Annotated in this window: 6 protein-coding genes; 1 reads left to right on the plus strand and 5 read right to left on the minus strand. The window is 74.2% G+C overall.

Annotated features, from left to right (window positions below):
* The first annotated feature begins 109 nt into the window (after positions 1 to 109).
* Positions 110 to 370 (plus strand): glutaredoxin domain-containing protein, encoded by a 261-nt coding sequence (locus OG447_RS01690; protein ID WP_266934384.1) that lies wholly within the window; start codon positions 110 to 112, stop codon positions 368 to 370.
* A 130-nt stretch (positions 371 to 500) separates the two neighbouring features.
* Here the strand turns inward: OG447_RS01690 and nudC are convergent, their stop codons facing one another.
* The 5 genes from nudC to OG447_RS01715 form a co-directional block, all read right to left on the minus strand.
* Positions 501 to 1,442: an NAD(+) diphosphatase gene (nudC, locus tag OG447_RS01695; RefSeq protein ID WP_266934385.1), complete on the minus strand. Its 942-nt coding sequence runs from the start codon at positions 1,440 to 1,442 to the stop codon at positions 501 to 503.
* A 58-nt stretch (positions 1,443 to 1,500) separates the two neighbouring features.
* A complete protein-coding gene (locus tag OG447_RS01700) occupies positions 1,501 to 2,895 on the minus strand; it encodes a dipeptidase (RefSeq protein WP_266934386.1) in 1,395 nt (464 codons plus the stop codon).
* 10 nt (positions 2,896 to 2,905) lie between these two features.
* The gene (locus OG447_RS01705; protein ID WP_266934387.1) at positions 2,906 to 6,769 is read right to left on the minus strand and encodes a UvrD-helicase domain-containing protein; all 3,864 of its coding nucleotides are present in this window, start codon (positions 6,767 to 6,769) and stop codon (positions 2,906 to 2,908) included.
* A 43-nt stretch (positions 6,770 to 6,812) separates the two neighbouring features.
* Positions 6,813 to 10,382, minus strand: coding sequence for an ATP-dependent DNA helicase (locus OG447_RS01710; RefSeq protein ID WP_266938707.1), 3,570 nt, complete (start codon positions 10,380 to 10,382; stop codon positions 6,813 to 6,815).
* Positions 10,383 to 10,651: 269 nt separating this feature from the next.
* Positions 10,652 to 12,607, minus strand: coding sequence for a zinc ribbon domain-containing protein (locus tag OG447_RS01715; RefSeq protein ID WP_266934388.1), 1,956 nt, complete (start codon positions 12,605 to 12,607; stop codon positions 10,652 to 10,654).
* Between the last annotated feature and the right edge of the window lie 104 nt (positions 12,608 to 12,711).

Below are 12,711 nucleotides of genomic sequence, written 5' to 3' on the forward strand. Positions count from 1 at the left end.
ACAGAGCCTGTCCGACGGACGGGCCGCCACCCCGCCCCGGGGGAATGGTGGAGCGCTCCCGTACGTTCGAGTACTCGGACCACCGAGACCCCACAGAGGAGAGCGCAGCATGCAGGACACGGGTTCCGTCACGATGTACAGCACGACCTGGTGCGGCTACTGCCGTCGGCTGAAGTCCCAGATGGACCGGGAAGGCATCGCGTACAACGAGATCAACATCGAGCTGGACCCCGAGTCCGCCGCGTTCGTCGAGAAGGCCAACGGCGGCAACCAGACGGTCCCCACCGTCCTCGTGGTGTCCCCCACGGGCGGCGAGTCGGTCATGACGAACCCGAGCCTGGCCCAGGTCAAGCAGGCGCTCGCGGTCTGAGTGCGCCCCGCGCGGCCCGTCCGCGCACAGAAAGGCCCCCGCCTCGGCGGGGGCCTTCTGCTGTCACGGGGCGGCGGCAGGGCGGTACGGAGGTACCGCGATGTGCCGCGATGTGCCGGTGTGACGAGGATTACGCCGTCGGCCTCGGCAGCGGCTTGCCGTACCAGAGCTCGACCAGCCGGGCCGCGATGGAGATGCCCGAGGGCGCCAGCACCTCGCCCGTCTCGATCGCCGTGCGCAGGTCGTCGCGGGAGAACCAGCGGGCCTCCTGGATCTCCTCGCCGTCCACCGTGATCTCGGAGGAGGTGGCGCGGGCGGTGAAGCCCAGCATCAGGCTGTACGGGAACGGCCAGGGCTGGCTGGCCACGTACTCGACCTCGCCGACCTTGACGCCCGCCTCCTCCCACACCTCGCGGATGACGGACTGCTCGATCGACTCACCGGGCTCCACGAACCCGGCCAGCGTCGAGAAGCGGCCCTCCGGCCAGTGCACCTGGCGGCCCAGCAGCGCGCGGTCGTGCTCGTCGGTGACCAGCATGATCACGGCCGGGTCGGTGCGCGGGTAGTGCTCGGCCCCGCAGCCCGGGCAGCGGCGGATGTGCCCGGCGGCCGCGACCACCGTGCGCTCGCCGCAGCGGGAGCAGAAGCGGTGCATCCGCTGCCAGTTCTCCAGCGCCACGGCGTGCACCATCAGCCCGGCGTCGCGCGGGGGCAGCAGCAGCCCGGCCTCGCGCAGGCCGGCCGGGCGGGCCGACTGGTCCATCCGGCCCGGCAGCGAGTCCTTCTGGAGCGCGAAGTACCGTACGCCGTCCTCGTCGCTGCCCAGGAAGTAGCGGTGCGTCTCGGTGACCGGGGCCTCGAAGGCGGGGGTCATCACGATGGCGGTGCCGCCGTCGGGGGTGTCGTCGATCAGGACCTGGCCGCCGGAGACGACGAAGACACGGGTCGTCGGGTGGCTCCAGGCGGCGGCGAGCCACGCCTCGTCGAGGCGGTGGTGCGCGGCGCGGTCGATTCCGCTGGGCGCGGCGAGCGAGAGAGGGCGCTCGGTTTCGGTGCTCACAGGTACTTCCAACTCCCCCGGTGGTGGGACAGGCAGGCTGGGCAGGGCGGGTGCGTCTGGCGCGGGCGGGTCAGCGGTGGGCGGCCAGGTCGCCCCAGAGGTAGGCGGTCGTCTCGACGCCCTTGAGGAGGAGGTCCAGCTCGACCTTCTCGTTCGGCGAGTGCCAGCCGTCGGACGGGACGGAGATGCCGAGGAAGAGGACGGGGGCGTCGAGGACGTCCTGGAGGTCGGCCGCGGGTCCCGAGCCGCCCTCGCGGGTGAAGCGGACCTTCTCGCCGAAGGCGCGGCCCATGGCCCGTACGACGGACTGCAGGGCCGGGTGGTCCAGCGGGGTCAGGCAGGGGCGGGTGGGCGCGCCGAAGGTGATGCTGTGCCGGATTCCGGCCGGGACCCGGGCCGCGACCCAGTCCTTGACGACGGCCTCGACCTCGTACGGGTCCTGCCCGGACACCAGGCGGAACGACAGCTTCAGGTGGGCGGAGGCGGGCACGATGGTCTTGCCGCCGGGCCCCTGGTAGCCGCCGCCGATGCCGTTGACCTCGGCCGTCGGGCGGGCCCAGACGCGCTCCAGGGTGGAGTAGCCGGCCTCGCCGGAGGCCGCGTGGGACTTGGCCGTACGGAGCCACTCGGACTCGTCGAAGGGGAGTTCGGCGATGAGGGCGCGCTCCGCGTCGGTGAGCTCGGCGATGTTGTCGTAGAAGCCGGGGAGGGTGACCCGCCCGTCCTCGTCGTGCAGGGCCGCGACCAGGCGGGCGGCGACGGTGGCCGGATTGGGCACGGCCCCGCCGAACGCGCCGGAGTGGATGTCCTGGTCGGGTCCGTGGAAGTCGATCTCGCAGTCGGCGACCCCGCGCATGCCGGTGCAGACGGTGGGGGTGGTCTCGGACCACATGCCGGTGTCGGAGACGATCACGACGTCGGCGGCGAGCTCGCGGGCGCGGGCCTCGACGAGGTCGCGGAAGTTCGGGGAACCGGACTCCTCCTCGCCCTCGACGATCAGCTTGAGGTTGACGGCGGGGGCGTCGGCGCCGGTGGCGGCCAGGTGGGCACGGACCCCGAGGGTGTGGAAGAACACCTGGCCCTTGTCGTCGGCGGCGCCGCGCGCGTACATCCGGCCGTCCTTGACGACCGGCTCGAACGGGTCGGTGTGCCAGCCGTCGGCGAGGGCGGCGGGCTGCACGTCGTGGTGCCCGTAGACGAGGATGGTGGGGGCGTCCGGGTCCGCGCTCGGCCAGTGCGCGAAGACGGCGGGCGCGCCCGGGGTCTCCCAGATCTCGGCGACCGGGAAGCCGGTCTCCTTGAGCTTCGCGGCGAGCCATTCGGCGCTGCGGCGTACGTCGCCCGTGTGCTCGGGCTGGGCCGAGACGGAGGGGATGCGGAGCCACTCGGCGAGGTCGTCGAGGAAGGCCGCGCGGTGGGTGTCGATGTACGTGCGGACAGCGCTGTCCGGCTGGGTGTCGCTCATGGCCACGAGCCTAGCCGTCCGTCCGATGGGCACGTCCGGTGTCCGATTTGCCTTGGAGGATCCGCTCAAGACGGGCCCGGTCGGGCAGGTCGCGGGGGCGGATGACGCGCCCGCTGCGGACGTGCAGGAAGGCCGCGCCGACCTGCTCCAGGGGCGTGCCGGTGGCCTCCGACCAGGCCAGCCGGTAGACGGCGAGCTGGAGGGGGTCGGCCTCGGTGGTACGGCCGGTCTTCCAGTCGACGATCTCGTACGAGCCGTCCTGGTCGCGGTACACCGCGTCGATCCGGCCCCGGATGACGCGGCCGGCGAGGGTCAGCTGGACGGGGGCCTCCATGCGGTACGGGGTCCGCTCGGCGTACGGGCTGCGCTCGAAGGCCGCCTTGAGGGAGTCCAGGTCGGCCTCGTCGGCGATCTCCTGGTCGGAGCCGGGCAGTTCGGTGGCGGGGTCCAGGACGTCGAGGAGCGGGAGCGGCAGCTCGTCGAAGCGGGACTCCACCCAGGCGTGGAAGCGGGTGCCCTGGCGCGCCGCGGGCTGGGGCGGCCTGGGCATGGGGCGGGCGAGGTCGCGGACGAAGCCCTGCTCGTCGGCGGCGAGCCGCATCAGCTGGCTGGCGGAGAGGGCGGCGGGCAGTTCGACGTCGCGCACGGCCGCGCGGGCACGGCGGAGCTCGCCTTCGAGGGCTTCGAGGTCCCGGTCCCAGGAGGCGATGGCCCGGGCCTCCTCGGGGGTGAGGGGGGTTCGGCGGGCGGGGCCGTGCGGTGGGGCTGCGCCCGTGCCGGGCCCGCCGGGGGTCGCGGCCGCGGCCCCTGCGTCGGCCTCCGGCCGCAGCTCCTCGGCGCGCGCGGGGCCTGCTGCCCCGGGCGGGGGCACGGCTGCGCCTTCGCCGCGGCCGGCGGGGGCCCAGAGGTCGGCCTCCGGCCAGAGGTCGTCGTCCAGCGGGTCGGCGGGGCCGTACGGGGCGGGCTCTTCCCCCACCCCGCCCCTTCCCGGAACCGGGGCTCCGCCCCGGAACCCGTCGGGGGTGGGGCCTGCGGCCCACAGATCGTCGGCGCCGGAGGCGGGCAGGGCCGAGCCCCGGCCCGGAGCCGGGGCTTCGCCCCGGAACCCGTCGGGGGTGGGGCCTGCGGCCCACACGTCGGCCTCCGGCCACAGGTCGTCGGCGCCGGGGGCGGGGTGTGCGGGCCCGGACCGGAGCGCGGGCTCCTGCCACTGGTCGTCGGCGGACTGCGAGGCCGGGGTGGGGGCCGGGGGGCCGGGGTCGGGGTCGGGGTCCGGCCAGGGTTCGTCCTCGTAGGACGGGTCCTCGCAGTCCGGGGGCCAGAGGTAGGCCTCGTCCTGTGCCGGGGGCTCGGCCGGCTCCGGCTGCGCGGTCGCCAGGTAGGACTCCACCAGGGCCGCAGCCGCGCGGCGCAGGGTGAGCGAGCCGGGGTCCAGGGGCAGCGGCCAGGACCGGTCGGCCGTGGCGTCCTCGGACAGGGCCGGGTTCTCCGCGTCCGGCTCGGGCTCCTCGGCCCAGGCCTCGATCTCGCCGTACCCGGCCGCGCAGTGCTCGTACAGGGCGGTCAGGAAGGCGGACGGGCCGCGGCGCTTCTTCTGGGTCGGGCCCCACCAGTGGCCCGAGGCCAGCAGCAGGGAACGCGGCCGGGTGAAGGTCACGTACCCGAGGCGGAGTTCCTCCGTCTCCTTGTGGTCCTTCAGGGCAGCCTTGAACGACTTCAGGCCGGCCGAGGTCCAGGCCGGGTCCCCCGGGAGGGTGGGCGCGTCGCCGCGCAGGGCGTACGGGAGCACCTTCGCGTACGAGGTCCAGGCCTCCGGCGGCTTCTCCTTCGGGAAGGCCCCCGCGCACAGGTCGGGCACGACGACCACGTCCCACTCCAGGCCCTTGGACTTGTGGGCCGTCAGGACCTTGACCGTGTTCTCCCCGCCGGGCAGGGCGTGGTCCAGCCCCTTCTCGTACTGGGCGGCCGTGCGCAGGAAGGCCAGGAAGGCCAGCAGCGAGGCCTCGCCGTCCAGTGCGGCGAAACCGGCCGCCACGCCCATGAAGTTCGACAGGGTCTCGCGGCGGCGGGCGGCCAGCGCGTGCGGGGAGGCGGACAGTTCCACTTCCAGGCCGGTGGCGGACAGCACCCGGTGCAGCACGTCCATCAGCGGATCGGCCAGCGAGCGGCGCAGGTCGCGCAGCTCCTGGGCGAGGTGCGCGAAGCGGACCCGGGCCTCCGCGGAGAAGGGCAGGTCGTCCGGGGACTGTCCGGCGCCGTCGAGGAAGGTCTCCAGGGCGTCGGCCAGGGACACGATCTCCGCCGGGTCCACCCCTTCGACGGCCGCGGCGAGCCGTTCGTCGGCGTCCGCCGCGTCGGCCGGGGAACGGCCGATCAGGAGCCGGGCCCGGCGGCCCAGCAGGGCCAGGTCGCGGGCGCCGATCCGCCAGCGCGGGCCGATGAGGAGGCGGACGAGGGAGGCGTTGGCCCCGGGGTCCTGGAGGACCTCGCAGACGGCGACGAGGTCCGCGACCTCCGGCAGGTGCAGCAGCCCGGACAGGCCGACGACCTCCACCGGTACGTCCCGGGCCACCAGCACGGCCTGGATCCGCGCGAAGTCCCCGGCGGACCGGCACAGAACGGCGATCTCCCGCGGCTCCGTCCCGGTGCGGACCAGGTGGGCGACCGAGTCGGCGAGCCACTCCAGCTCTTCGGCGTGCGTCGGGAGCAGGGCGCACCGTACCGAGCCGGCGCCCTCCGCGCCGGGCGCCGGGCGCAGCGCCTCCACCCCTTCGTGCATGGCGCGCAGCGGGGCGGCGAGTCCGTTGGCCAGGTCCAGGAGGCGGCCGCCGCTGCGCCGGTTCTCGCTGAGCGACAGGCGGGTGGCCGGGGTGCCGTCGGCGTGCGGGAAGTGCTCGGGGAAGTCGTCGAGGTTGGCCACGGAGGCGCCGCGCCAGCCGTAGATGGCCTGGCAGGGGTCGCCGACGGCGGTCACGGCGTGTCCGCTGCCCGCGCCGAAGAGCCCGGACAGCAGCAGTCGCTGCGCGACCGAGGTGTCCTGGTACTCGTCGAGCAGGACCACCCGGAACTCCTCGCGCAGCAGCGCCCCCACCTCGGGCCGGGTGGTGGCGAGCTGCGCGGAGAGGGCTATCTGGTCGCTGAAGTCGAGGAGGTCGCGGGAGCGTTTGGCGGCGCGGTAGCGGCTGACGAGCTCCAGCAGTTCGAGGCGGCCGCGCACGGCTTCGGGGACCTTGCGCAGGTCCTCGTTGGTGAGCTTGGTGCCGGAGAGGGTGTGCAGCAGCCCGGTGTCGTGGGCGCGCAGCGCGGCCGGTTCGACGAGGTGCTCGGAGAGCTCCGCGTCGAGCGCGAGCAGGTCGCTGACCAGGTCGGGGACGGACTTGGTGAGCGACGGGTAGGGGCCGGGGGCCTCGCGCAGCACCTTCGCGGCGAGCTGGAAGCGGGTGGCGTCGGCGAGGAGGCGGGAGCTGGGCTCCAGCCCGATGCGCATGCCGTGGTCCGTCAGGAGCTGGCCGGCGAAGGCGTGGTACGTGGAGATCCGCGGCTCGCCGCCGGCCGCGTCGGCCTCGGCCGGGGAGGGGTCCGGGTCGCTGATCCCGGCCCGCGCGAGGGCCTTGCGCACGCGCTCGGCGAGCTCCCCGGCGGCCTTGTTGGTGAAGGTCAGACCGAGGACCTGTTCGGGCGCGACCGCGCCGGTCCCCACCAGCCAGACCACGCGGGCGGCCATGACGGTGGTCTTGCCGGATCCGGCGCCGGCGACGACGACCTGCGGAGCGGGCGGGGCGGTGACGCAGGCCATCTGTTCGGGCGTGAAGGGGATGCCGAGGAGCTCCTTGAGCTGCTCGGGGTCGGTGAGGACGGACGGACGCGCGGACACCTCAAAAGGCTAGCCGTACCCACCGACACTCCCGGCCGGCGTCTCATTCCACGGTCTGGCGGCCCTCCGGGCGGGCGCTGCACGAGCTGCGGAAGGAGCAGTGGTCGCAGTGCCGGCCCGCGGCGGGCGCGAAGCGCTCGTCCAGGACGCGGCCCGCGGCGGTGGCGAGCAGGTCCCCGACCCACTGCCCGTCCAGCGGCTGCTGGGCCTGGATCCTGGGGACCTCCTCACCGCCCTCCTTCTTGGGCGCGCCCTGGCGGAGCTGGACGAGCTCGGCGCCGCCCGGCGCCGGGCGCACACCGTCGAAGACCTCGTCGACGGCGCCTTCGCGCACCGCGAGCTGGTAGACGGCGAGCTGGGGGTGGCGGGCGACCTCGTCCTTCGTCGGCGAGGCCTTGCCGGTCTTGAAGTCGACGACGTACGCGCGCCCCTGCGGGTCCGCCTCGACCCGGTCCATGGAGCCCCGGATGCGGACGGCGACGTCGCCCGCTTCGAGGGTGACGTCGAACTCGTGCTCCGTGGCCACGGCCTCCCGGCCGCCGCGGTCGGTGGTGTGCCAGCGCAGGAAGCGTTCGAGGGCGGCGCGGGCGTTCTCCTTCTCCTGGGCCGATTTCCAGGGCGCGTCGAAGGCGAGGGCGTCCCACACGGAGTCGAGGCGTTCCATGAGGACGGCCAGGTCGGCGGGGGTGCGGCCGGAGGCGACCTCGTCGGCGAGGACGTGGACGACGTTGCCGAAGCCCTGGGCGGCGGTGGAGGGGGTGTCGGCCTTGACCTCGCGGCCCAGGAACCACTGGAGGGAGCAGGTGTTGGCCAGCTGGTCCAGGGCGCTGCCGGACAGGGCGACGGGCCGGTCCCGGTCGCGCAGCGGGACGCTGCTGCGGGTGGGCTCGTACAGCCCCCACCAGCGCTGCGGGTGCGCGGCGGGGACCATCGGGCGGTCCTCGTCGTCGGTGAGCGCGGCGAGGCGGGCCAGGCGGCGGGCGGCCGCGTCGCGCAGCGCGGGCGAGGCGTCCGGGTCGACGGTGGTGGCGCGCAGCTCGGCGACGAGCGCCGGGACGGCGAGGGGACGGCGGGGGCGGCCGGTGACGTCGCGCGGGGGGACGCCGAGTTCGGTGAGGAAGCGGGAGGGCTGGTCGCCGTCGTCGGCGGGGGCCTTGACGGCGGTGACGACGAGGCGGTCTCGGGCGCGGGTGGCCGCGACGTAGAACAGCCTGCGCTCCTCGGCGAGGAGCGCGCCGGGGGTGAGGGGTTCGGCGAGGCCGTCGCGGCCGATGCGGTCGGCTTCCAGGAGGGAGCCGCGGCGGCGCAGGTCGGGCCAGAGCCCTTCCTGGACCCCGGCGACGACGACGAGGGACCACTCCAGGCCCTTGGAGCGGTGCGCGGTCATGAGCCGGACGGCGTCGGAGCGGGTGGCCCGGGTGGTCAGGGTGTCGGCGGCGATGTCCTCCGCTTCCAGCTGTTCCAGGAAGTTGAGCGCGCCGCGGCCGCCGGTACGGTCCTCCGCGCGGGCGGCGGTGTCGAACAGGGCGCAGACGGCGTCGAGGTCCCGGTCGGCGTTGCGACCGGCCGCGCCGCCGCGGCGGGCGCCGCGCTCCAGACGCTGGGGCCAGGGCGTGCCGTCCCACAGGGTCCACAGGGCCTCTTCGGCGGTGCCGCCGCCTTGCAGGAGCTCGCGGGTCTTGCGCAGGAGCAGGCCGAGGCGCTGCGCGCCGCGGGCGTACGCGGGGTCGTGCGCGGTGAGCCGCTCCGGCTCGGCGAGGGCGCGGGCCAGCAGCACGTCGGAGGGGGCGGGCACCTTGACGCCTGCGGCGCGCTCCTCGTCCCTCAGGGCCCGGCCGAGGCGGCGCAGATCGGCGGCGTCCATCCCGCCGAGCGGCGAGGCGAGCAGCTCGAGACAGGCGTCGACCCCGATCCACCCTTCGCCTGCCGGGTCGCCTGCGGCGGGCTCTGCGGTGTCCGCCCCGGCCTGGGCGGCGTCGGCCGCGGGCTCGGCCGGGTCGCCTGCGGCGGGCTCTGCGGTGTCCGCCCCGGCCTGGGCGGCGTCGGCCTCGGGCTCGGGCTCGGCGGGGCCAGGGGAAGTTTCCCGCCCGCCCACCCCGAATTCGCGAGCAAGCTCGCCCTCCACGTCGCCTACGGCGAACAGGCCCGCGCCCGCGCCTGCGGCTGCGGGCACGGCGGAGCCCGGCTCGGGCAGCCCTGTGGCCGGGGCGGAACCCGCCCCGTCGCCTACGGCGGACAGGGCTGCCTCTGGCGTCGCTGGGGCGGCGCCCGCGGCGGAGCCGAGGGCGGTGATGCGGAGGGCTGTCAGGAGGGGGGAGACGGCCGGTTCGTGGCGGAGGGGGGTGTCCGTGCCGTCCGTCTCGGCCGGGACGCCCGCCGCGATGAGGGCGCGGCGCATCGCCGGGAGGGTGCGGCCGCCGGCGCGGACCAGGACGGCCATGTCCTGCCAGGGCACGCCGTCCTCCAGGTGCGCCCGCCGCAGTACGTCGGCGATGTTGTCGAGCTCGGCTCCGGCCGTGGGGTAGGTGAACGCCTCCACCCGGCCGCCGTCCCGCGTGGCCTTGAGGTCGCGGTGGGCCCGTACGGCGGCGGACGGCAGCCGCGGGACCGGCATGCGGGCCGTGAGGAGGCGGGTGGCGGCCAGCAGGGCCGCGCCCGAGCGGCGGCCCACGGTCAGCGCCTTGACCTTCGCACCGGGGAAGGAGGTCTCGAAGTCCAGGATGTTGTTGATGTCGGCGCCGCGGAAGGCGTAGATCGACTGGTCCGGGTCGCCGAAGGCGACCAGCGTGCCGCCCGGCCCGGTCAGCGCGCGCAGCAGCCGCAGCTGGGAGGCGTCCGTGTCCTGGTACTCGTCCACGAAGATCGCGTCGTAGGCGGCGGACAGCTCCGGGGTGCGTTCCCCGAGCAGCACCGCGCGGTGGACGAGTTCGGCGTAGTCCAGCGTGCCCTGGAGGTCCAGGACGTCGAGGTACTCGGAGAGGAAGGCCGCCGCCGCCTTCCAGTCCGGGCGGCCGATCCGGGTCGCGAAGGAGTCGAGTGCCGAAGGGCCGAGGCCCAGCTCGCGGGCCCGGGCCAGGACGGCGCGGACCTCGTCCGCGAAGCCGCGGGTGGTCAGGGCCGCGCGCAGGTCGTCCGGCCAGCGGATGGAGCGGATCCGGCGCTGGCCCTCCAGCAGGGTGCGGACCATCACGTCCTGCTCGGGTCCGGACAGCAGCCGCAGCGGGTCCGCGAACAGGTCGGTGTCCTGGTGGGCGCGGACCAGGCCGTAGCAGAAGGAGTGGAAGGTGGTGGCCTGCGGAGCCCGCGCGCCGCCGAGGCGCAGGGCGGCACGGTCGCGCAGTTCCACCGCCGCCTTGCGGCTGAAGGTGAGGATGAGGATCCGGGCGGGGTCCGTGCCCGCTTCGACCCGGGCGGCGACGGCTTCGACCAAGGTGGTCGTCTTCCCGGTGCCCGGTCCGGCGAGGACCAGCAGAGGTCCGGCGGTGTGATCAACCACCGCCCGCTGCGCTGCGTCCAGCACAGGGGGATCCACCCGTTCCGGCCCGGTGCGTACGAGGCGGTACGCGTCCGGGACCCGCGTACGCCGCGCGGAGCGGTCGGAGGGAGAGGTGATCACGTGAGGTGCCGGTCCTGGTGGGTCTGCGGGTTGTACGGGGTCTGCGGGCCCTGTAGGTCGTACAGGGTCTACGGGTCCTGCGGTTCCTGCGGGGGTCCGGGCGACGGCTGCGGCGCGCGCCGCAGCCGGAGCCGAAGAGGCAACGCTACGGCAATCGGCCGGGCCCGCGCAGTTCCCCCGGATCCCCCGTACGGGCCTTCGCGCGGGAGCTCGACCGCACGTTCAGGCCGTGCATGGCAGAAGCTGTCAGGTGTGAGCGTCTCTAGTCAGCCAAGTGATCCCATGCCAGACGCGGTGTCTGGCGACGGGACTTCCCACCGTGGAGGGGTGGCGTGAGCGTGCAGGTGGAATCCCGCGCCCAGTGCTGCTCCTCGCGGCCGGTCTCGACCGGTGGGTGTGCTGATCGTCGTCACGTCCTGGTTCCGGGCGGCTGCACGGGGCAGCCGAGTCCGGTCCGTGTGAACGTGTCCCTCCGGACGCTGGCCTGCCGGGCCCGCAGGCCTGACAGGGGAGGGTGTCCGGCGTCGCCTGGGCGTCGGACGTGCTGTCTGTCGTCGTGTCGAGCCGGTCTTGGCCCGGTTACGGCTGGTTTGCTGCGCGATCGGCGTGATGACGGCGCCCACTTCAAGGGCGTCCACGACCGTGCGGATGACCATGGCGCCTGTGTCGCGGTCGGTGATGGTCTTGGCCTGGTGTGCCAGGCCGCGCGATGCGACGCGCTGCCAAGCCCCGTGATCACGGTCTCCCTGCCAGTGGCAGGACGGGCACATGGCCCATTTCCAACCTGGCGCGGCAGGACGGTCGGGGGCTTTGCGGTGCCGCAGGGGTGTGAGGCATTGCGGGCAGTGCTTGGATGTGTTCCGCGCGGGCACGATGACCACGGCGATCCCCGTGTCCGCGGCTATGTGCCTCATGCGGTAGACGATCTGCCCGCGTACTTGCTGGGAGAGACGGGTGTTGGTGGTCCGGCCCATGCCACGGGCTTCCATGGAGCGGAGGTCTTCCACGTAAATGACGCTCGCCCCGACGGCGACGGCCTGATCGACCGCCCACCTGGCGGCGGCCCAGGACAGAGCGTCGTTGAGGTTCGACCGGCGTGCACAGACCCGGCTGATCTCATCGTTCAGAACGGCGTGTTTGGCGGCCAGGGCGTGCTGCTCGCCTCCGGCGGCGAGGCGCTGGTATTGGCCGGACTTGGCATGCAGACGCTCACCCTGCCGGCGCAGCCGGTTCTGCTTGGCCAGGACACCGGCCGCCCTGAACATTCCACCCGCCCCGAGTACGGTGATCCGCCCGTCATCGTGCAGCCGCGCCGCGCCAGCGCTGAGCAGGGTGTTAAGGCCCCAGTCCACACCGAGCGCGACCGTGTGCCCTCTGCGGCCTGCCTTCGGCACCGGGTGGGTGTAGGCGAGATCGGCGCGTACCTGCCCCTGGTGCAGGCGGAGGTTGGGCAGGTGCAGCACAGCGCGTGCGGGGATCGTCGACGGCAGCTTGATGGGGCAGGACACCCACGTCCAGTCACGGTACGACTGTGGATCGGGGCGGGTGGGCAGCTTCAAGCGCAGCAGCGCACGGCCCGGCTCGTCCGCCCGCTCAATGGTCGCCTGCTGCCCGTCACAGGCCGACAGCAGCAGCATCCGCGCTACCCCGGGCGCGCTCTCCACCTCAAACACATCGGCAGGCAGCCGTCCCCGCTTCCGGAGGAAGGCACTCACCTGCCGGGTGCGGGACTTGATGGCGCTCGACGGCAGGTGCCGCCCGCCCGGCACCGCCTCACGCACCGCGTCCCACTCCTGGCCCGTGCGCTTGGCAGGGTCGGCGGGCCAGGTCGCGAGCACTCCCGCCGTGAGGTCGCTGCGCCACTTCGCCGCGCGCAGGGTGCGCCCGGCCTGCTCCTGCGCCATGCGAACGATCCGGTCATTGACGCAAATACCTTTAGGCGGCGCAGCGGTCCAGCCCAGGCGGCGCAGCGCCATCCATGCGTTCGACGGCAGCTTCCTGCCGCCACAGTCCTCCCCGGATGTGAGCAGATCCACATCGGCGGGGTCCCAGTGCGCGGCCAGGAGCGCGGCGACCAGCCCGGACGTCAGATCGATACACCAGCCAACCCGTGCGGTCAGGACGGAGACAGCCAGCAGTTCACCGCTCGCTTGATCCACACCCGTCCGCAGCCGTCCACGGACACAAGCGGTTCGGGACGTCTCGCCCTCGGCGAGCGGCACCTTCCGACTCACCTTTCACCCCCCCTACCGCCAGTCCTGTCATCCGATCAACGACGGGCCGCACGAAAGGGCACTCATTCGATCCACGAACTCCTATCCGATGC

The sequence above is a fragment of the Streptomyces sp. NBC_01408 genome, from assembly GCF_026340255.1.
Taxonomy (GTDB): domain Bacteria; phylum Actinomycetota; class Actinomycetes; order Streptomycetales; family Streptomycetaceae; genus Streptomyces.